The organism is Verrucomicrobiia bacterium (genome assembly GCA_036405135.1).
Taxonomy (GTDB): domain Bacteria; phylum Verrucomicrobiota; class Verrucomicrobiia; order Limisphaerales; family JAEYXS01; genus JAEYXS01.
On the sequence record DASWYF010000004.1, the window covers coordinates 23,900 to 46,354 of the forward strand.

The following is a 22,455-nucleotide window of genomic DNA, read 5'->3' on the forward strand; positions in this document are numbered from 1 at the left end:
CCTGCACCAGCCCGCCTCCCCGAGGAACTAACTTACGACTTTTACTTCAGGAACTTCGCGCTGAAGGGTTCAGCGGCCACGCCGTTGAACGTCTTGATGATCTTGAACTGGCCGTTCGGCAGGGTCTCACCGATGAACACGTTGTTCACCAAGTGGTGGTTTTCCTGCATCGTCACATCACCAGCCGGTCCCTTGAACTTCTGGCCGATCAAAGCCGGACGCACTTTGTCCACTTCGAAGCTGTCCGCCTTCTCGACGGCTTGCTTCCAGAGGTAAACGCCCATGCGGGAGAGGTTCATCGGGCTGCAGGTGACGCGGCCCTTGGCATCGATGCCGGAGACCTTGTAGCTGGAGCCAGTGACTTTCGGATCCTTGATCCAGGCCATGAAGTCCTTCACGAACTTGGTGTTCTCCGGAGACTTGACGGACATGAAGTACGTCCAGCAGCCGAGGTGACCGGCCAATTCCTTGGCAGGCAGACCGCGGAATTCGTCTTCCGAGATGGAGAACGAAACCACCGGGCAGTTTTCAGAGGTCAGGCCAGCGTTGGCGAACTCTTTGAAGAACGGCACGTTCGTGTCACCATTCAAGGTGCTGATCACCGTGGCTTTGCCACCAGCGGCGAACTTCTTGATGGACGCCACGATGGTCTGATAGTCCGTGTGACCGAACGGCGTGTAGATCTCTTCGATATCCGAGTCAGGGATGCCCTTGAGCTTCAGATACTGCTTGAGGATCTTGTTCGTCGTGCGGGGATAGACGTAGTCAGAACCCAGGAGGTAGAACTTCTTTTTACCTTCACCGAGCATGTAATCAACAGCCGGGATGGCCTGCTGGTTCACAGCTTCAGCGGTGTAGAAGATGTTCTTGGAGAGTTCTTCGCCTTCATACTGCACCGGGTAGAAGAGCAGGCCGTTGGCCTGTTCGAACACGGGCAGCACGGACTTGCGGCTCACCGAGGTCCAGCAACCGAACACGACAGATACTTTGTCCTGCTCGAGGAGCTGCTTGGCTTTTTCGGCGAAGAGCGGCCAGTTGGAGGCGGGATCGACTACCACAGGCTCGATCATGTAGGGCTTGCCGCCCACTTTCACGCCACCAGCCTTGTTGATCTCGTCGAAGGTGAAGAGCAACACGTCTTTCAGAGACGTTTCACTGATCGCCATCGTGCCGGAGAGGGAGTGGAGGATGCCCACTTTCACCGTATCAGCCGCAGCGGCGCTGAACGCCATCATCGTGGCGGCTGCACCGCAGAGGAGTTTTCCAAACATCGATTTCATAATTGCGATTTCTAAGTTGGTATTAAGTTAAGGTTAGAACAGGTAAGAGATGCCCGCGCCCACGAGGAAGCGGCTGGAGGTCGTGCCGAACGCATTGCCGAGCGACGAGTTGTCGAAACGGACTTCAGGCTGAATCTTGATGTAAGGCACCGGTTTGATGTTCAACGTCACAGCGATGCTCTGAATCTCTTGGCCAGCGTTGGCCGCGAACGCGAAACCGGCAGGACCAACGCCCGCTGTACCAGCACCTTCGGAATCATTCAGATATTCCGCACGGACACCCAAACCCACTTTTTCAGTGAAGGCATAGGACATCCACAGACCCGCTGAGGTCAGCGTAGAACCGCCGACACCCGTGCCGTCGAAGTCGAAGTAATCGAGTTCCGTTCCGAAGCCGAGCTTGTCCGTGGCCTTGAAGCCAGCGAGCAAGGAACCGCCACGCACGGAGCCAGCACCTTCACGGCTGCTGAAACCGATCAGGCTGAACCAGAGCTTGTCCGTCGGCTTGATACCGATGGCACCCATGACAGCCTTGTTGATGTTGCCATCCACCGGACCGGCATACATGCCGTTCTGCACGCGGACCTTGAAGTCCACCTTCTCGGTGAACGCATAGCCGAGCTGCACGCCGGCTGAAGGACCGTTACCCGTGAAGAACCACTGGTAGCCCTGGGAGAAGTTGTCATTCACCGCACCACCATCACCCGACTCATAGTTGAGCAGGGAGATGAGTTGACCGGCTTTGACGTTCAAGCCCGTGCCGATCGGCACGTTCATTTCCACATAAGCCTCGCGCAGTTCATCGAAGCCCTGCACCGCACCGCCGGTATTCACCATGGGCGCATCCTCACCGAAGATGAGGGAGACTTTGTAACCGAAATCAAATTCATCACCGCTCGCCTCGACGGGCGCGCTGGCGAGGGTCAGCTTGACCTTGTTGATGGAGAAGGAACCGTTGTTATTGTTCCAGACGTTGCCCACCACGTTGCCCGCTTCGTTGTCAGCCGTATCCCAGAAGTAGGAGGCCGTCACGAAACCTGTCATGGTGATGTCACCCAGCGCCTTCACCGAACCCGCACCGTCACCCTTGGCAACCAAACCTTCTTTCACAGCGAGGTCTTCCAAGGCTTCGAGGCGTTTCTTCAGGATGTCATTTTCCTTTTCCAGCTTTTCCAGGCGTTTGCTGCCTTCAGGAGCCGATTCAGCTTTCACGCTGAGTGTAGGGATCAAGGCGAGAACCGCCGCCGCTAAACACGCATTGAGAGTAGAACTCTTTAGTCGCTTGTATTTCATAGGTTGGTTTTTACTTGGCGTAAATCAGTTCGTGACGCACGAACCAGTGAAGCGCTCTTTAGCGTGGGTGATGCCAACCCTTAAGAAATCCCCGCCTTTCAAATGAAAGAAATTCATCCGCACACACCAAGCGCTTCATAACCAACCTAAAAACCTCGAATTTATTGGGAAATTTTCACGCGCATTAAAACATTAAGGATTCTAACGCATGGGTTTCATACCTCTCTTGAGAATGTAACATGATTGTAACACCCCTTTCCCTACCAAACGCTGCGTACACTCCTTACCCAACGTGAGCAAAAATCTACAACCCCTTTTCAACAGCCATCGTTAATCAAAACCACTTCCAACTTTGTTAGGGAAATATAGTGCCGCAATCACCTACAAACCTTCACACAACTCGGGAAATGTCAGTCACCTACGGAGAAACCTTTAATACTCGATAAAACCGTCGTTCCGTCCCCGAAGCATCCATTACCGTGATTTCTTGAGTGCTCGCCAAAACAGGGGTGTCTAAATTTAACCACGCACTCGAATCCAACGCAGTTTTATACTGTAATTGATAGCGTTGCCCGATCACTCCACTCCATTTGATCTGCCTCACATTGACATTCGCTTCTACTCTAACAGTAAATGGCACAAACACTTGTCGGAGCGTTTGATTATAACTGTCCGATACCACCAGATTTCCCTTCGCATCGAAAGCCAGCCCGTAAGGATTGAAATACTTCCCCGCCCCATTCACGCCATCCATCAAACCCGCCTGCCGCCCCCATCCGCTCACGGTGCTGACCATCCCATCCCGCGTAATCTTTCGCAGCACATGGTTACGCGAATCCGCCACATACAGATTCCCTGCGTGATCAAATGCCAACCCGGCCGGATTCCAGAATCGCGCTTGAAAGCCTAGCCCATCCGTCCAATCAGCCACACCCGTCTGCCCAGCTAATGTCGTCACCATTCCATTCGTTCCCAAGCAACGGATGACGTGATTGAACCCATCCGAGATGAACACGCGTCCATCTGCCGCTACCGCGACATCCACCGGCCCATTGAACTTCGCGCTCGCCGCCGCTCCATCCACTGCCCCCCAAACATCAGGCGTGCCTGCAGCCAACTCTACGATCCCGGTTGAAGTGATCTTTCGAATCGTGTGACTCCCGCTATCCGCCACCCACACATTTCCCGCCGCATCCCGCTTCAATCCCAACGGCGAATGAAACCGCGCCTGCGATAGAGGCCCATTCGTATTTCCCGGCGTTCCTGCCAAACCTGCATATGTCGTGACCGCACCGTTCATCGCCACACGACGCAAGATATGATTCCCCGTATCCGCCACGAGCAGCGCACCATCCCCTGCAATCGTCAGTCCGAAGGGCGTATCAAACTTCACTCCTGATCCGCTGCCATTCGCAAAGCCTGCCTGTCCCACCGTCCCCGCTAACAACGACACAGTCCCATCCATCGCCACCTTGCGGATAACATGATTTCGCGAATCCGCCACGAACAGATTCCCCTGCGCATCAAACACCAACCCCGCCGGATCATTGAACTTCGCCGCCGATAAAGGCCCATTCACATACCCAGGAGAACCGTCACCCGGATTCAGAGTCGTCACGGCATCCTGTGCTTGCAGCGAAACAGCCATCAGCAGAATCAACAAACAAACGGCATACAGATTCCCGCACACCCACACGCGTGATTTAAGAACACGGCGTACAAATGTTACCCCTCTCCCCTCAACGGGGAGAGGGCCGGGGTGAGAGGTGAGCGCGCCCACCTCATCACAACCGCCATGTCGCATCCATCTCATCATTATAATTCACTCCACACCAATCACCGTCCTCGCCGCATCAAACGCTCCGCCATAGGCTTCATCATCACCGGCTCAGGCTGCCGTTCCGCTGCCAACGTCGGCTTCACCTCTGCACCTGCCTTAGTCACCAGCTTGCCTTCGCGCATGTAAACATCTTCCACATAGTAAGGCTCACCCGTGCTGCGCGCGCCACCATCCTTCGGCGCATGTCGCAGGAACTTCATCATCTCTTCGTAATTGAACGGACGTGAACCGCGCCGACCAAACACTACCGTCTGGTTGCCCGATTCATCCACTACGCGATCCCGATCCAACCCTCGCGACACCGCAATCGCCGGTTCATGCGTGTGATACGTGGCGATGAGTTTTGGATTCGGTTTTGGGCTGAAGCCCATGTGTTGCGGCACGTTTTCCGGCGAGATCAGCTGGATGACGCGCAACCCGTTCTTCCCATCCGCCACCAGCGCGAACATCGAGGCATTCACCGACCCGATCTGCACCGCGCGCACATCGTTCAACTGCCCTTCCGCCGTGTAAGCCATTTCCAAGCGTGGCTTCGTAGGGTTCTCGATATCGATGATCGCCAAGCCCTCCGCTCCATTCGGCACATAAGCGTACGTCCGCGCCACATAGAGTCGCCCGGCTGATTTCATCGGCACCTGTGCGCCTGTCACCAGACTCGGCGTCACCGGATTCGTGATGTCCACCACCTTCAATCCCTCCGCATCCGTGATAAACGCGTAACGGAACTGCACCGCGATGGCCTTCGGCGAATTCAAGCCCGCCGTCAATTCCCCCACGAGCTTCGGCGCGCTCGGCTTGCTCACATCCACCACGAACAATCCCTTCTCGCTGACGACATACAGGTTATGTCCTGCCATGAAGCTATGCATCGCACCTGTAAGTTTACCGTCAGGATTGAACTTCGTCACATCGCTCTCGCGGAAGAAGTTATTGGAAGGGTTTCCATCTACCAACGTGCCCACGAACACGACCACCAAACCCTCTTCTTTATCCGTCACATACACCGAGCCATAACTCAGGCTGATCGGTTGCTCCTCATTCTCCGGCAGGCGTTCTCGCAAGGGATCGATACCCAGCGTGCTAGGCAAGGTCACAGAGGTTGCATACTTCGTGCGCACATAGGTCTTCTGTCCCAGCGGCGAAACCGGTGACGTCACGATGCGTTCGGAGAATCCCTTGTGATCGATGTTCGCCACATCAAACACCCCAAACCCGCCCGGCCCATTCGCCGTGTAGAGATATTCCCCGCGCAAGGTCAGATCGAGTATCTCGTGCGCGTGATGGTGATGCGCTTCTTTCAACTCACCTTTGTTTTTCTCCGTATGCGCCTTGAAGTTATCCGGATATGCCAGCCGTTGCAGGTTGCTGCCGATGGCCGCTTGCGGTTCCTCTTGCTCCGTCCACACCACTGCGTGCAAGCCGTCCTTGCCCGCACCGACATACGCATAGCGACCGAAGAAATTCACCGTGCCCGTGCCGAAGCCGAGCAACTGCGTCATGATCGCGTTGTTGTCATTATCCTTCGCCACGTGACAGTCCGTGCAATTCTTCGTCGTGCCCACACCGCTCGTTGTGTGTGGGAAATGCGGATTGAATGCCTGCCCGCTGTAGCCTTCCGCCGACACGGTTTGCTGCTGCGAATAGATCCACTCACGATTCTGGTTCTGTGAACCGACGACCACCGCACTCGATGACCGTAACACGGCCATGCGATTGCTCTTCACCGTGCTGTCCACGCCCAGCATATACACATCATCCCGCACCACCTGTGGATTATAAGAGGTGTAATTGCGCGTGGTCATGCCCTCGAACTTGTTCAAGGCCACCTTCTGATTCGCCTTCATCGGCAAGTGGCAACCGAAGCAACTCGTGGCCCATGAGGTGTGGCACACTTGGCACGTGATCTTGCTGTTATCATGCGCGAGCTGATCCGGACAGGATTTCGGTTCCGGCACGCTGCCCCAGTTCTTACCGTCCAGGCGCAGTGTCTTGGCGAAAGCCGCTTTCGCGTTGTAACGCTCAGATTGAGGATCTACCACATCCGCCGTCTGCGGCACCTCCCAACGCACATCTGGCGAAAGACTGCTGCGTTGATACAGCTTCTTGCCTTCGCGGACAAAACGTGGGCCCCACGCTGTTGTGCTGTGGTTCAGATCAATCTTCCCGGCATTACCCGAAGTGATCAGCGTTGGTCGTTGGCTCACCGAGCCGTGGCAATCAATGCACTCGATGGTCGTCGCGGCACGCGGCTCTACATAGAGATTACCATTGCCGTGTACATCCGTCTCGAAATGACAGTCTACGCAGTGCATGCCCTTCGCCAAGTGGATGTCTTTCAAGTGAACTCCTTTGGAGAATTTATGCGGATCTTCAGGATCCACCACTTTATCATTCTCATCCAGCATGTTGCCTTTGCGGTCCTTCTTAAAAATCGCACGGAAGATCCAGCCGTGGCCGTGATAATCGGCAAACTGCGTGTGTTTCAGTTTCGGATTTAGTTCTGCCACCTTCTCCAAGAAATCCAGATCGCCCCACAAGCCGCGCGCAGCCGCTGCCTCGGGATTCTTCCGAACGGCATTCACCATTTCGGCATCCGTCGGATTCTTCTGCTTCTTCGGATACATGTGTTCGCCATCGCTCTCCTGATCCCACCAGGTGTAGCCAAGGTACGGGTTCACGAAGAGATTGCCCTGGTGCATGTGGCAATTCATGCACTGGCTCGTCGGGATGGCGCGTGTGAACTCGTGCTTGATCGGATGCCCGCGCTCATTCTTGCGGATGGATTCATCCCCGCTGAAGCTCAGCCCTTGGTGGCCATACTTGAAATACCAACTGGAATGCGTGGGTGAACGGTCATTCGCATACACCACATGACACGCTGTGCAACCGCTGGAACGGTAGTCACCGGGATGATTGTTCGAGCCCATGAAATCGAGCAACGGATCGTGCAAACGTGTCTTCTGCAAGTTGAGGAATACCGGGTCGATGCGGTTCAGCGTACCCAATCCGCGATCAGACAACCGGCGTAAAGGCTTGCCTGGTGGCTCTGTCACTGTCGGCACACCGAGTTGCAATTGCTTCTCTCCGCCCTTCTCGAAGATGCGCAGGATATTTCCCGGCTGGCTGAGCGCGAAACGCGGTAACGGATCGAGGAACGGCACGATGCCGTGATACTTCGTATCTTCCGGTGTCACGGGTGTGGGATTCACCAAGCGCAACGGCACTCCGTTCGGTCCATAGGCTTGGCCGTAATGATAATTCTTATTCGGTGTGCTGCCGTTGTTGTAGAGCGCCGCGCCCCAGAGCATCGCACCATGCCGCATCATGCTGTGGCCGACATCTTTCACTTCCTTCTGATGGCACAAACCGCACGCCTTGTCCGCTACGCGCAAGTCACCCGGATTCACGAACTGCACAAACTCCGGCGATTCCTGATTCAGCAACACGGAGGAATCATTCGGATTGGCTGACGTCACCCAGAGTTCTGGAAAGCGAGGTTCCACATGTGCCTTCCGCATCGTCAGTCCGGGAGCGGGATTGCCACCGTGACAGTCCGTGCAGCCGAGTACGACGTTGGGAGATTTATGCATCGTGTGATTGTCCGAGCCTTTATGGCATTCGATGCAACCACGACTCTTCAAGTGCGCCGCATCACGCGGTTGATCGACCCAGTTGATGGGCGGCAAGGCACGCGGCTCTTTCGGGAATTCAAGCGGCACGGAGATCGGCGGTCCGTAGCCTGTGCTCACTTCCACAGCCCACAACGATCCGGAGAAGGCGATCGCCATCACCAGCCATGCCAGAAGGAATCTCATCTGTTTCATGGTAAATTTAATAAGTCAAAGTCAGCGCCAGCACGGCGCTGTATAAAAAGCTGTCCACTTCACCGCGATTGCTCACGGAGCCAAAACCCGGCACCGGCTCCGGGTTCGTTTTGTAAATATCCTTATAGCCACGGCCCGGAATCAACACGCCAAAGCCTGTGGAGAGAATCACATTGTCTGTCAGGAACGGACGATACTGCACACCTACGCTCAAGTCCCAACCCAGTTCGTGATCGATCTTGTCCGTGAGCAAGGCTGTCTTGATCGTATCCATCGCCACAAACCGGATGTAATTCGCATTGCCGAACGCCTTCAACTTCGGTGTCACTTCCGCTTCCAAGCCAAGTCCTGCGATGAACACGCCGGGGTTCACAAAGTTCGCCTGTCCCTGCGTTTTGCTCGTGCGCAAGTTCGGCACCAGACTGTTGCGCTGTTTCAGGTTTACCAAGGTGCCGCCGAGATTGAAACCTTGGCGCACATAAAAGCTGAACGGACCGCCGATGAAGTTCGGATTGTCCACGATGGTATCGAAGCCATTCGCATTGCCATCATCCGCGTCATTGTCACCCGAGGCGTAGATCACCGAAGCTTTGTAGCGTAGCCAGTCGCGATCATAGGAGACTTCCAACGCGCCCATCCAAGCGGAGATGTCCGTCTGTTGTCCAGCGAGACCGTTGAACTCATCTTCACCGAAGGCGTAGTAAAGTGCGTGGGAAACATTCCAGCGACCAATATGACCATCCCCTGCCCAGCCGAGGTAATAGGCATTTACATCATGCGGGCGCACGGAACCAAGCGGAGCCGGACGCACGATGCCGCCATTGCGATCATAGTGGACGTCTGATTGGTCAAGGTTTGCGTGAAAGCTGAGTTGAGCCGTATAACCCTTGAACAAGAAATCCTGCCAATACACGTTGCCGATGACCACCTGCTGATTGCGCGCATCGAACGTGTTCAGGTCCGAGTTCGTGTCCTTCTCGCGCATGTCGAACCCGATGGCGTTATATTGGATGCGATTGTTCCATGCGTTGCCGAACAAACGAAAACCGAGATTCGTGTCATTGAATATCAGGCCGCGAAAATCGCTGATGAACGTCTGATTACCACCGCGGAACGCGATGAAATCGTAGTTATCCGTGAGGTCGGCAACGTGGATCTCAGCGAACGCTTCTTGTAGCGCCCAGTGATCACGAGTGCGCACGGTGTTCTTTTCACCGGTCAGATTGCCACCGTTCACCACCTGGCCATTCAGGATGGCATCGATGTCGCCGGGATTGACCACGCCACCATTGTTCGGTGGTGGCTGATTGTTCTCTGGTCCACCAGCCAAATGACCACGCGCATCAGGCGAGACCACGCCCACTTCCTTGGTATAGACGTGGTTAATGTTGAAGACCGGTTGCAGGCGCACCAGCCACTCCACGGGCTTGAATGCGGTTTCACCTTTGAACAGATCAATCGCGAACGAGATGTTGTTTTGGATGGAGAGCTGTTCACCGCGTCCAAAAAACTCCGCAGCTCCCGGCAAGGCCGCGCTGATGCCGCTGGGCACAGGAATGCGACGTGCTTCCACTTCAGTGAGTGTGGAAGCCGTCAAATTCATGAAGATGTCCTGACCGATGATGGGCGAATCACCCTTCAGATAACTTTGCCGATAAGGATGCCAGAGATACGGGCGCTCGTTCTGGTAAGGCGTCTCGATGTCACCGCTGGTGTAGCGTCGCCATGGGGTGAAAGGAACGCGCCAACGGTTTTCTTTTACGTCCGTGTTTGGCGGTACGACTGCGTTGGGATCATGACGCAAACCATTGCTCGAGAAATGCGGATGCGTTGGCAGAACGCGCCATAGATCGCCGCGAGGCAACTGCAGTTCTTTTGGCAATGGCTCATCGCCGTAAGGAATCGCCTTGCTTTCAATAGGCTCCAATGTCACCCGCCGGACGGACTCGCGTGGGAGCCGAAATGCTTCGGGCAAAGGTTCCCAACCGAAGATCGTCGGTGGAATGAACGGGAGCACTTCAAACAATCTCACCGGCTCACGCGGCAAAGCCAGATTACCCGGCAAAGGTTCTTCACCGAACATCGGCGGAACGCGGGGATCATCGCGGAAATAGGGTTCTGCCGGTGGTTTGTTCACCGCGCCGGGATCGGGATTGAATTGTGTGGGCGCTTGCGGTGCGGGTGAACCGGTTTCACGGATCACCGGGCGCAAAGGACCGTCCGATGGACGCAAAGGCAATTCGAGCGGTTCGGCGGCGGGATCGGGATTGAACTTCTCCGGCGACATCGGCACACCAAAGCTCAGATCAATGCGCGGAATAAATGCCGGTCGCTCACGGTACAGCGTGGCAGCCGGGAACGGAGCCACCCAAACCGGGTCTGGTGAAAACACATCAGATGACAACGCAGGTGGCGCCACGATCAGTTCGCGATAGGGCGAAACTTTGCCGGTGAACTGGTTCGTGGCGGATTGCGTCCAAGTCGCAGAGACAGGTTTATCCGCCGCCAAGGCGCTCGAAGCCGCAATCACTCCCGCCAGCGTCACACAAACGCGCGCGTTCGAACAAGATGAAGGGCGAAGGCTCATGCGAGGCACTCCCTCCAACGATGGTAGGGCCCGTCTGTCCTCAGCGGGCCGCCGCCGAAGCCATGAATGTAACGATTTTGTAAAGCGACTAGCTGACGACCGAAAACAGTCTCAAGCAATTCCTCAGTCGTATTTGCGTTCGTACCACGGCCCGCTGAGGACAGACGGGCCCTACCATCAATGGCGATTTTAGGTGTATAAATTTTCCAGCACACTTGCCGAATCTGCGAGTGGCAATTATTATGCTCTCGCCATACGGCACTCTCATGTTTCGAAAATTGCTCTTCCCAACAATATGCGGCTGCCTGGCGTTCGCGTTCACCAGCCAGGCCGCGATGACCGTGGGACAAGTGCAAACGGTGCTCGCGCAAGCCGTGACGCGCGCGGCGCAAGTCTCGCCGAACAGTGTGATCGCCGTGACCGATCGTGAAGGCTACGTGCTCGGCGTGTGGAGTGTGAACGGCACCACGCCTACCACGGCGGCGTTCACGAATCTTGTCGCTAATGCCATCGCAAAGGCGGGCACGGCGGCTTTTCTCAGCAGTGACCAGCACGCCTTCACCACGCGCACGGCAGGTTTCATCGTGCAGCAAAATTTCCCACCCGGTGTTTTGAACCGTCCACCCGGTCCACTGGTGGGAGTGAACTTTTCCAACCTGCCCTTCTCGGACATCAACCGTTTCAAAGATCCCGGAACCTTTGTGCCGGGTCCTCCCAGCGGCACGAATGGTGCCGTAGTACCCACGCCCGTCACGGGTGGTCTTGCGGGCACAGCGGGTGGCGTTCCATTGTATGCCGGTGGCTTGCTGATCGGCGGCGTCGGTGTAGCCGGTGATGGCGATGGCCCCACGGACATCACACCGCAAACGGTCCTCGCTGCGGATGTAGATGAAGATGTCGCGCTGGCCGGTCAGGTCGGTTTCGCACCCGCCAGCGAGATCCGTGGCTCGGGCGTGTTCATCGATGGAATCCGCATTCCTTACGTAGAATCCAGCACTAGCCTTGGGACGATCACTCCACTCGGAGGCATTGGGGTGAACTTCGCCGCTTACCCCGTCGTTGCCAGTCCGGCACTGGTTTTCCCCACGGCCAGCTTGGGAGGAACGACTGGTGAATTGCGCAACCCCATCATCGCTGATCCGTCCGCAGTCGCTCTGCCGAGTGGCGAAGCCCGGCTCACCGCTCCCGAAGTCACGGCCATTTTGGTCGCTGCCGCAGAGAAAGCCCGCACCACCCGCGCGGGCATCCGTTTGCCACGGGGCAGCCAGATGCAGTGCTTCATCTCCGTGGTGAACAATCCTAACTCGCCCGGCCAGCCGCCTGTGGTGCTCGGCAGTTACGGCACCTCGCCCGATGCCACGCGGTTCAGTTGGGATGTCTCGGTGCAGAAGGCCCGCACAGCGCTCTTCTTCTCCAGCGGCACGCGTGCTTACTCCACGCGCACGGTCGGTTTCATGGCACAAAGGCATTATCCGCCGGGCATCGATGGTACGACTGAAGGCATCTTTCGTTCTTTGCAGGAACGCTTCTCCCTCTTCCCGCAAAACGTCACCAATCCCCTGAATGGCGCAGTGGTCACCACCGATGCAGGCACTACACCCGGCGAACCCAACGGCAATCTGCCTAATGGCATCACGATCTTCGCGGGCGGTGTACCGCTCTATCGCAATGGCGTCTTGATCGGCGCCATCGGTGTGAGCGGTGATGGTATTGACCAAGACGATCTCGTAGCTGCTGCCGGTGCCGCTGCCCTTAATGGAATTTTTCTGCCGCCCGAGGCCATTCGCGCCGATCGCACGATTCATCGCGGGGCGCGATTGCCCTTTGTGAAATTCCCCCGCAACCCCGCGCTCTGATCTCCGCTGATGTTCGGCGCGGTTCATGGTTTCGCCGGGAAATTATGATAGCCGTGGCAGGTGACGCACGAGTTCGGCACGCCGCCTTTCGGACTATGGCAGGAGATGCAGTTGTCCTTGCGGGGCAGCAAAATATCTGACGTCAAACGGCTGCTCTGTGCTGGATGGCACTCTGTGCAGGCCATGTGCGCGTGCGGTTGATGATTGAACCGCGCATGCGTCATCCACCGGTCCGGAATGATGGGCTTCTGCATCATCGGCAAACCTGCTTCTGTCACGCTCGCCGTGTGGCAATACACGCAGCCGACGAAATGACCGCGTTGAGTTGTCGTCGCACCACCGGCCACATTATTACGGTCCCCTGTCAACAATACGGACTTCTCCAACTCTTCACCAGTCGGGAATAATTGGCGTAATGCCTTCAACTGCTCTTGGGAGAAATTGTTTTGGTCTTCCGTGCGCGTCATGCCTTTGCGGGCAGCCAAGTCAGCATATTGACGGGGCAGACTGCGCAGGAAAGCACGCACGCTCTCGGTATCTCCGTGTGGTAATTGAAGCTGTGGATTTTTCGGATCGAACTGGAGCGAATGGCAGCTCTGGCAATGCTGTTCAAAGTTGATAGGTGCAAATCGCATGCCCGAAGCATCCGGCTGATGGCAGCTGGCACAATCCAGATTGCGGCCGTTCAGCCTGGGTATATCCGTACCGAAATGCGCGGCATGATTGAAGCGCAATGAATTCGGGTCCTTCACCTTTTCCCGATGGATCTGAAACTCAGGATGATCCTTATGAAAATTACGGATGACCTGCGTGTAACCTTCCGGCGGACGTGGCGTGACGAAATTGGCCAGCAAACCTTGCTGATGGAATTTAAAGCGATCGGGCGGCAGATTCTTTCCCAGTTCACTCGCGGCCAGCATATCCTTGGCATCCCCGTGACAGGCGATGCAATGCGTATCCGCCGGGGGCGAGATACGCCCCTGACCACGATGCTCCACATGACAGGCGGAGCAGGAATAATCATGAGTCAGGTTCGGCTGGTGGAAGGTATGTTCGCGATGGCAGGTAGCACATGAGGCATCCACCTTGGTGAGCGACCGGTGGTCAAAGGTGACGGCATCCACCACATTCCAGGGTGATGGCGAAGCCTTGAAGGCGTGTTGCAACCAGCCTGGATTGTCGTTGCGCGCGGCTCCGTGACAGCCGGCACAACCGTTCTCGTTTTTGCCGAAATGTTCCCGCTCCATCCGCTTGAACGCCTCGCTCTGATGCGCGGTGGAGAGCTTGCCGGGGGAAAGGAATTTCCACCGCAATTTCGAACTCGTCCCCAGAACCAGCAAGATGCCAAAGCAGAACGTCACCGTCAGCCAGCAGAGCAAGGCACGCTTGGCACGCAGACTCCGCTTGGGCTCGCATTTGGGAATGGGGCGGCAGCATTTGCCATCCGGTGTGGGACCATGCTCACAAGGTCCGCCATGTTCAGATGGACGGGAACAACGCCAACGCCCTTTTTCCTCGCCCTCTTTGCGTTCCAAAACGGGACGGCATTCAAAGGTGGCACGGCATTCGCCCTTAGCGGACGGACCGACGCGGCACGCCCAGCCATCACACGTCCAGCCGCACTCCCATTTCTGGTTGGGGCGAACGTAGTTCTTATTGTCCTGGTTGGAATTTCCGCGATCCATCTTTTATCCCGCCGCGCTGCTAAAGGCATACACCAATGCGACGTGTAAGGCCGAAAACACGAGCAATCCGTAGGTCAAAGGAATGTGGATGAACAACCAAAGCTTGAGCGCGAGCTGCAAGCTGTAGTGATGATCCAAACGATGCTTGGCGTGCAAAAGCTGGATGATCTGCTCCATCTCTGCCCGACCGTTTTCCCCCAAGAAACGGTTTAACTCCACAGTGTGCCGTAAGAGACGGCTGAACTTGATATCCGAGCCAGCCAGATGCTCCAATAGATAACGCGGGCGGGTAAAAAAAGCGTCCAGTTCCGCAGTGTAGAAATCAGCAATGGTCGTCGCCTTTGTTTTCCCCACCGAGTCTACTGCGATTTTCCGCGCCTTTTCTTGCAAGGCGCGACGCTCAAAAGGTATCCGTTCGAAAATCACTTCCTGCCCGGTGCTGGTCAGCCGCTTGGGCAAGACCCGGCTCAACCACAACCCGCCAATGCCGCTCAACGTCACCAGCACGAACAGCAACGCCAGCCATGATTCAAAGACACCTGTGGGCAGGCGAAAACGCAGATGCACACCGAAGACCAGAGCGGCCAGCAATCCCGCATAGATGTGTATCTGCAGCCATGTCTCCGAACTGGCCATGGGCAGGAACGGCAATTTTTTACGACCGTTATACGCTGTGAGCAGCACCATCAGGAGCAACAATACCCAGCCGGAAACAAAGGTGATGCGCGGGAAACGGAATCCAAAAAAGTGATAGAAGAGCAACAACGCGATACCTGCGATGAGCAGGACCAGCGTGTTTGTCTGACGTCGCTTGATGAAACTGGTTACCGCCTTAGCCATTTGGCAAAAAGATCAAGGTCGTTCATGTTCATGCGGCGCAATGCCCCGTGAGGACAGGCGCGTTCACAGGCCGGGCCGGTCAACTGCTCGGAACAGAGGTCGCATTTGGTCGCTTTCAAGATCGGCTTCAATTCCTGATCCACCATGAAAGCGCCGGATTCATCGCGTATCTCCACCATGCGGATGGCTTCATAGGGGCAGTTATTCGCACAGGCATTGCAACCGATGCAGGTCGCCTGGTTGATGACCACTTCACCACCAATGTTCGTCCGGTGAATCGCTCCAGTGGGGCAGCCGATCATGCAGACCGGGTCCGCGCAGTGCATGCAGGCATTGGCCACCATCACATTGCCGCTAATCGGTCCATGGCGCAGAAACCGCGGATTGTTATCATGGGTGGCAGCACAGGCACGGACGCAATCATCGCAACGCGTGCAGCGATCCATCTCGATGACCATGGTGGCCGTGCCATTGAAATAACGGTTCTCCGTGAGGAATTCCATCAGCTCAGCACCCAGCTTGGCGCCGGCATCCGATGCTTTCACCGTCTCGCGCTGCCCGATCAATTCTTCCGCTTGATAAACCGGCGGCAGCTCCTCCTGCGGCACGCTGGGCAGAACCACCTTCTCCATCACGATGGTCGGTATGACGATAAGATGGGCGTAACCGATCACGCGCAGGCTGTGTTGCAAGGTGACCGGGTTTTCCTTGTTCCGCCAATTGTGCGCGATCTCACGCAAACCGTATTCACGACCGGCACCAAGATAATTCACTGTGCGATGACCGCTGCCGTAACGCTGGCTAAGCCGGGCAAAACCCGCACGCACCAGCACCACACCATTCGGATAATCACCTTCCTGCGCCACCACCGGCTCTTTCTCAGGTGACAAGGCGCCTGATTGCGCCATGCGCTTGTAATCACCGCTCCACTCATATTCGCCGTAGGTGGCGAATTGGGTTTGCGCGATGACTTCTTGCAGTCGCTCGTCCGGCAACTGCCGGAAGATCGGCATTTCCCGCAAGTGCGCCGCCAAGGTGCGTTCGCGATAATTCTTCTCGATATGCTCGCGCAACGCGCTGTCGAAACGCATCAAGTCACGCAAGCCTTGCCAGCGTATCTCCAGCAATTCCGTGCCATCGTGTTCGGCAAAAACGGAACTCGTGCGCGGCATGCGGCTCAGGGCGGCGATCTCACCAAAAATATCTCCAGCCAGTAAAGATGCGGTGCGATGCTCGTCCAGAATAGCGGGGACATCTTGCAAAAAGATGCGTACCTGCTGATCACGGCCCGTGCGGGCTCCCACACGATGATCGCGTGCCAGCTGGGCTTTGCGCCGCACCTCCGGATCGCGCGGGTTTTGCCAAAGTTGAGCCAAGGCATCCCACCAGCTTTTCCGCTCCTCAGTCCGGCGGCCCAAAATCTCAGCGGGCAGATCGGGTGAGATGACCACTTTTAAAGAGCGCTTAAGAACGAGAAACGCCGACGTGCCGTAATCACCTTCACGCACGACGATCTCACCGCGGGAAAACCGCCGGATGCGACAATCGTTCTTCAAGATCTGACGCAATGGCACCCGGCGCGGAAAGGCTTCCGGGTTCATGCGATTGAAAGGTGCCACGGCCAGCAGCCGGTCGACATCCTCGTTGGTGATATCGGGATCGAACGCAGCGTCCCAACGCTGCGGCCGGTCTACGACGAAATGGGAGGTATCAAGCATCAGGCGTCAATGACGAGGTCACCTTGCGGACGGCAAATGCAAGTAAGGCAACTGCCCTGCTCTACACTTGAATCCGCCGTTTTCAAATACTCCACCGCCCCGGACTGGATCGCCACGAGACAACTGCCACAACTGCCTGCGCAGCAACCAGAGTCCAGACGAATGCCCTTATCTCTCGCAAAATCCAGAAGATTCAGGGAAGCCGGTTCCCACGCGAACGATTTTCCTGACTTCGCGAAGGTGACCTGCGGTTGCGGCGCACCGAGCATCACTGCTACAGGCGCAGGAGCGGCCTTCTTCTTCACAGAAGCCGGACCGAACGCTTCAAAATGGATCGCAGCCTCAGGAACACCCCATGCCTCCAGACCTTCCGTCAGGTTTTGCATGAAGGCGCCATTGCCGCACAGGTAGAATTGGTAGTTGTTCGACGGCAGCAGTTGTTTCAGCAAATCGATCGTAAGGCGTCCGTTATGCTGGAAGTTAAGACCTTGCACATCTTCTGCCGTAGGCTGGCTGTAACAGATGTGGATGTGGATATTATCATGCTGCCCGGCGATCTCCATGAGATAGGAGCGCTGGATATGCTCCATGCGATTGCGCGCACCGTGGAAGAACCACACCTCGCGCTTGGAACCACTTTCGATAATGGCATTCATCATGCTCAACATCGGCGTGATACCCACACCGCCTGACAGCAGGACGATCGGTTGCGGCTGGTTCATCTCCAGATAGAAATGACCTGCGGGCGCTTTGACATCCAGAATGTCCCCCTCGCGCAGTTTGTCCACGAAGTAACTGGAAGCGAGACCCGCCGGCACGCCGGGCTTGTCCCTAGGCGCTGGCTCGCGCTTGATGGTAACGCGGTAGTAATTGTTATGAAAGGGCGAGTCCGAGATCGAATAACAACGCACTACCGGCTTGTCGTGGCCGGGGATATTGAGCTGAAAAGTCAGATACTGTCCCGGTTTGAACGGGGGCAACGGTTTGCCATCGTGCGGCACCAGGAAGAACGAAAAAACACCCGCGCATTCAAACTGCTTTTGTGCGACCTTGAATTTCCGGAAGCCGTTCCAGGCAGCGATGTTCTTCTGCGCCTCGACGTATTGTGCGCTCGCAGACTTGATCTCCCAGCGAAGTTTCTCACGAGCCAGCGCTTCCTGCTCGCGTTGCCAGTTGAGGCTCCTCAACTTGGCGATGACTTGCAGGATCAGATGCAATCCCAAGCCGCCGAGAAACAACCATCCGACGGCGCTTGCGAACCCGGCTTGCAGTGTATTTTCGATTTCAGCGGGATTCATTTGCAATCAACAGGCACATGCTTTAACAACTGCATTCAACGCAAGTAAATGCTTATGTTGCGTTCCATTCACATATTTACAAACCTTTACAATCACAGCAGAAGAGATGCCGTTTCTAATCTTCTCACGAATGGGATTTTAGCAGGCAGCTTCCTACTGATGACGCCTGCCTTGAGGGCCGCAGAGAATGTGCCTGCCAGGTTTGCAGGAGCAGAGATTTGCAGCACAGCAGGATGCCACGGCGGTGCCGATCCGAAACGCTTTCAGTTTCAATATTGGAAGCACGCCGATCCGCATTCGAAAGCATTTTCCACTTTAACCACAGCCCGTTCCGCACGCATGGCTGAGGATCTCAAGCTGGGTGATGCGACGAAAAACTTGCAGTGCACTTCCTGTCACGCGCCTTTTCACGCACTGCCCGCGAACCTTGTCGAAACACCGCTTTCAGCGATGGAGAGCGTCTCTTGTGAGTCTTGCCATGGCGCGGCCAGCAATTGGAAACTATCTCATACGCGACCGGATTATTCCCACGCTCAGCGGGTCAGCACAGGTATGCGCGACCTGCAAAACCTTTACGTTCGCGCGAACAGCTGTGTCGCCTGCCACCAGAGTATCTCGTCTGATTTGTTGAAAGCCGGTCACCCGGAATTGATTTTCGAACTCGATGGCCAGACCCAATCGCAACCCCGCCATTGGCAAGAGAAGCCCGATTACCATCGCGGTCAGGCATGGCTCACCGGCCAGGCTGTCGCCCTGCGTGAGATGACCGCACAGTTGTTACGCGAGAAAACTCCCAACCCAACTCTCGTGCTTCGCTGGCAAGCTGTTAAGTGGCTCGTGCAACAAAGCCGCGTGGTCTCACAGACCGCTGACCATCTCGTGACGCTTTCCGATGACACCAGCCGCTCCAATCTGGAAACGATCCATCGCATCGCCGACCAGCTTGCCAAGGAAACTTCTGATGCCGAGTGGAACGAGACACAAACGCGCCAGCTCTTGAAACGCCTCGCATCTCTCAAGGCTGACTTCTCTGGCAAAACCTCCCAGCCACTCGCTGCCCGCCGCGCTGAACGGCTTGTCCTCGCGCTCGATCGCCTCAGTGCTGCGTTGCCCGAGAATGTTGCCAAGAGCTTGGATGATTCGCTCAAGAAGCTGTTCGCTTCCGCCCAAGTTCTCGAAGATTTCAAGGCCGAGAACTTTGCCAAAGAGCTCGACGCTCTAGCCGCCAAACTCTGATCCCACCCTAAACCACCACTGGACGTCTCACCGTTCAGCCTCTACCGTTCACTCGTGTTTCGGCCTTGTATTGATTTACACGATGGGAAAGTGAAGCAGATCGTCGGCGGCTCGCTCTCTGACAGCGGCGCTGGCTTGCGTACGAATTTCGTTTCCGAACGTCCCAGTTCTTTTTACGCGGAACTCTATAAACGCGACAATCTCAAGGGCGGTCACGTCATCATGCTCGGCACGGGCAACGAAGCCGCCGCCAAGGAAGCCCTCGCTGCCTATCCTGGTGGACTCCACGTCGGTGGTGGCATCAACGCCACCAACGCCCGCAGCTACCTCGATGCCGGGGCCTCCCACGTCATCGTCACGTCCTGGGTCTTTCGCGATGGCCGCCTTGATGAAGCCCGTCTCGCCGAACTCATCCAGATCGTCGGAAAGTCCCGCCTCGTCCTCGATTTAAGCTGCCGCATCCGTGCGGGCGAATACTTCGTCGTAACCGATCGTTGGCAGAAGTTCACCGATTTGCGCGTCACTAAGGAGACATTGCAAACCCTCGCCCAATCGTGCGATGAGTTCCTCATCCACGCCGTCGATGTCGAGGGCCTCTGCCAAGGTGTCGATCTGGAACTCGTGAAACGCCTTGGACAATGGACGCCCATTCCCACCACCTACGCTGGTGGCGCAAGATCTCTCGAAGACCTGCAACAAGTCGCTCAAGCCAGTAACGGTCGCGTGGACCTCACCATCGGTTCCGCGCTCGATATCTTTGGTGGCAACGGCGTGCGTTACGCTGACTGCGTCGCCTTCAATCATCAACAGGCCGCGAAAACTTCCTGACCCATGCGCGAGTGGCTCAAACGGCATTCGCTCAAGCTTCTCGCCATTCGCGACACACCGAACGCCATCGCTGGCGGCATCGCCATCGGATTCTTCTTCGGCTTCACACCGTTGATCGGCTTAAAGACCCTGCTCGCTATCGGCCTCGCGTGGTTGTGTCGGGCGAACATCCTCGCCACCGTCATCGCCGTCACTCTGCATGATGTCTTGCTACCATTCATGCCCTTCCTCTTCCGCTTGGAATACAATATCGGCTACTGGCTGCTGTCGAATCCGCACGTCTTTCCACCTGATATGAATACCAACGACCTGAGCCCGCATGAGTGGTTAAGCTGGACAACGATATTGAAAGTTGGCGAACCGCTCTTGCTCGGCTCCATTGTCTTCTCCCTGCCCATCTCCACCATCACTTTCTTCATCACCAAAGCGATCATCAGCAGCTACCGCAAACGCCATCCCCTGGAAGAACCCTACTCTGTCTCGTAGCCGTCCCGCATGCGGGATAACGAGGCGGAACTAACCTCCAATTTCTGCGTACCCATGCTCGGATTAGCCTCTTCAGCCCCATAAAACCTATTCCCCCTTCAATCTCTGAACGTTAAAAGTAGAGCGTTGGACGTTGAACGTTTCCCTTCTCTATCAATGTTCGATCCCCCCCATCATTGGCCCGCCGGTGCAACCGGCTTTTGTGGCCATTAGACCACAAACTTCTCCCACCCCACTCCCTCATACTTCGCCTCGAACTGATCCGGATGCAGCAGCTCCGCCAATATCTCCAGCGAATCCACCAAGCGCGGTCCCGGCCGGTTGAAGTAACTGTTTCCATCGATCATGAACACCTTGCCCTTCTGCACCGCCTGCAGATCGTTCCAGTGCGGTTGCTTGATCAATGAATTCACCTCCGCCCGCGTCCGCTCCAGATCGAAACCGCACGGCATCACCAGAATGATTTCTGGATCATGCTCCTGCACCACGCTCCAGTTGATCCACGGCGAATGCTTCCCCGCCTCACCGAACAGCGAGACACCGCCAGCCAGCTCGATCATCTCCGGCACCCAGTTTCCCGCCGCCATCAATGGATCCAGCCACTCGATGCATGCCACCTTCGGACGCGTCTTCACCAGGCACGCCTTCTCGATCACCTCCACACACCGCATCTTGTATTCCTTGATGATCGGCTTCGCGTCCTCCATCGCATTGAACGCATTCGCCACCTGCGCCATATCCGTCCACAAGTCCGCGAACCGTTTTGGTGACAGCGAGATGACCTTCGGTTGCGACGGCATCAAACTCTGCGCCGCCTCCTCCACCTCATCCACCGTCACCGCACACACCTCGCACTGCGCCTGCGTGATGATATGCGTCGGCTTAAGCTCCTTCAACTTGTCCAGATCGATGCCGTAGAGTGACAACCCCTTTTCCAAGAGTGACTTCACCTCCGTATCGATCGCCGCGCTATTCGCCCCTGTATTCACATTCGCCCGCGAACACACCGGCAAGTCCTCGACCGATTCTGGGTAATCACACTCATGCGACCTCCCCACCAGATACGAACCCAAGCCCAGCGCCGCCACGATCTCCGTGGCGCTTGGCAGCAACGAAACTATACGAGGCCGAGACACGACCACACTTTCGCCCATTTCTTAAAATGAACAAGACAGAATCCATCCGCCACCGACACCGTCTCGTATGCTGGATAACGCGACAGAATTAACGCACACTTGGTAAGGATGGCTTCCACGCCGTCCCAAACTAAACCTTCAGGCAAACGCGCACCAAGAGCAGGAATATGGAAACACTTAGACTCGTAAATCGTCCTTCCTAAATCGTAAATTAGTTTGTTCCCCGAAGTCGCCTTCCCATCTCGTCCGTTCAGTGTGACACTCCGCGATAGCATCCTGTCCTGCGGCACTCTAGCCACCAGTCCACACCAACCAGATCCGACCCTCGCCAGCCACTCCAATAGCCTAATCGTCGTCATTCTCGTCCTTCGTCGTCGTCCTCGATTTTTCAAATCAAGGACAGACGCCAGACTTGGACAAAAGCAGAGTCATCGGTCTTCGCGCGCCCCAGTTCGCCTCCCGGTGCAACCGGGCTGAAAACTGAACACTGAAAACTTTCCAACTCCATCGTCCGACGATGGCTCAAGGAACTATGTCAAAGAGCAATG

General features: G+C 56.2%; 14 protein-coding genes. 4 read left to right on the top strand and 10 right to left on the bottom strand.

Annotated elements, in window-relative coordinates; all coding sequences use genetic code 11:
• Positions 1-41 precede the first annotated feature (41 nt).
• From urtA to VGH19_02155, 5 genes are all read right to left on the bottom strand, one after another.
• Positions 42-1,271 (bottom strand): urea ABC transporter substrate-binding protein, encoded by a 1,230-nt coding sequence (gene urtA, locus VGH19_02135; protein ID HEY1170144.1) that lies wholly within the window; start codon positions 1,269-1,271, stop codon positions 42-44.
• Between the two features lie 42 nt (positions 1,272-1,313).
• Positions 1,314-2,573 carry an outer membrane beta-barrel protein gene (locus VGH19_02140; GenBank protein ID HEY1170145.1) on the bottom strand — a complete coding sequence of 420 codons (1,260 nt, stop codon included), beginning with the start codon at positions 2,571-2,573 and terminating at the stop codon, positions 1,314-1,316.
• A 418-nt stretch (positions 2,574-2,991) separates the two neighbouring features.
• Complete coding sequence (locus tag VGH19_02145; GenBank protein HEY1170146.1) at positions 2,992-4,221, bottom strand: NHL repeat-containing protein; 1,230 nt, start codon at positions 4,219-4,221, stop codon at positions 2,992-2,994.
• Positions 4,222-4,409: 188 nt separating this feature from the next.
• A complete protein-coding gene (locus VGH19_02150) occupies positions 4,410-8,237 on the bottom strand; it encodes a hypothetical protein (protein HEY1170147.1) in 3,828 nt (1,275 codons plus the stop codon).
• A gap of 7 nt (positions 8,238-8,244) precedes the next feature.
• Positions 8,245-10,824, bottom strand: a complete 2,580-nt coding sequence (locus VGH19_02155; GenBank protein HEY1170148.1) for a hypothetical protein — start codon at positions 10,822-10,824, stop codon at positions 8,245-8,247.
• 266 nt (positions 10,825-11,090) lie between these two features.
• Here VGH19_02155 and VGH19_02160 point away from each other — a divergent pair, with 266 nt between their 5' ends.
• Positions 11,091-12,680, top strand: a complete 1,590-nt coding sequence (locus VGH19_02160) for a heme-binding protein (protein ID HEY1170149.1) — start codon at positions 11,091-11,093, stop codon at positions 12,678-12,680.
• 23 nt (positions 12,681-12,703) lie between these two features.
• On the opposite strand, the gene VGH19_02165 is transcribed toward VGH19_02160, so the two are convergent.
• Genes VGH19_02165 through VGH19_02180 form a run of 4 tightly spaced genes read right to left on the bottom strand, consistent with a single transcriptional unit; the run spans position 12,704 to position 18,221 of the window.
• Positions 12,704-14,365, bottom strand: coding sequence for a hypothetical protein (locus tag VGH19_02165; GenBank protein ID HEY1170150.1), 1,662 nt, complete (start codon positions 14,363-14,365; stop codon positions 12,704-12,706).
• A 3-nt stretch (positions 14,366-14,368) separates the two neighbouring features.
• Positions 14,369-15,205, bottom strand: a complete 837-nt coding sequence (locus VGH19_02170; protein HEY1170151.1) for a hypothetical protein — start codon at positions 15,203-15,205, stop codon at positions 14,369-14,371.
• Positions 15,190-16,923 carry a 4Fe-4S dicluster domain-containing protein gene (locus tag VGH19_02175; protein ID HEY1170152.1) on the bottom strand — a complete coding sequence of 578 codons (1,734 nt, stop codon included), beginning with the start codon at positions 16,921-16,923 and terminating at the stop codon, positions 15,190-15,192. The genes VGH19_02170 and VGH19_02175 overlap by 16 nt, the downstream gene beginning before the upstream one ends.
• Positions 16,923-18,221, bottom strand: coding sequence for a 2Fe-2S iron-sulfur cluster-binding protein (locus VGH19_02180; protein HEY1170153.1), 1,299 nt, complete (start codon positions 18,219-18,221; stop codon positions 16,923-16,925). Before VGH19_02180 ends, VGH19_02175 begins: the two co-directional genes overlap by 1 nt.
• Before the next feature lie 159 nt (positions 18,222-18,380).
• Between VGH19_02180 and VGH19_02185 the strand changes: the two genes are divergently transcribed.
• From VGH19_02185 to VGH19_02195, 3 genes are read left to right on the top strand one after another with little or no spacing between them, the layout of a single operon-like run.
• Positions 18,381-19,457 (top strand): multiheme c-type cytochrome, encoded by a 1,077-nt coding sequence (locus VGH19_02185; GenBank protein ID HEY1170154.1) that lies wholly within the window; start codon positions 18,381-18,383, stop codon positions 19,455-19,457.
• A 54-nt stretch (positions 19,458-19,511) separates the two neighbouring features.
• Positions 19,512-20,285, top strand: coding sequence for a phosphoribosylformimino-5-aminoimidazole carboxamide ribotide isomerase (gene hisA / locus VGH19_02190; GenBank protein ID HEY1170155.1), 774 nt, complete (start codon positions 19,512-19,514; stop codon positions 20,283-20,285).
• Positions 20,286-20,288: 3 nt separating this feature from the next.
• Positions 20,289-20,771 (top strand): DUF2062 domain-containing protein, encoded by a 483-nt coding sequence (locus VGH19_02195; GenBank protein ID HEY1170156.1) that lies wholly within the window; start codon positions 20,289-20,291, stop codon positions 20,769-20,771.
• Between the two features lie 209 nt (positions 20,772-20,980).
• Here VGH19_02195 and VGH19_02200 read toward each other — a convergent pair whose 3' ends face one another.
• Positions 20,981-21,907 (bottom strand): cobalamin-binding protein, encoded by a 927-nt coding sequence (locus VGH19_02200; protein ID HEY1170157.1) that lies wholly within the window; start codon positions 21,905-21,907, stop codon positions 20,981-20,983.
• Between the last annotated feature and the right edge of the window lie 548 nt (positions 21,908-22,455).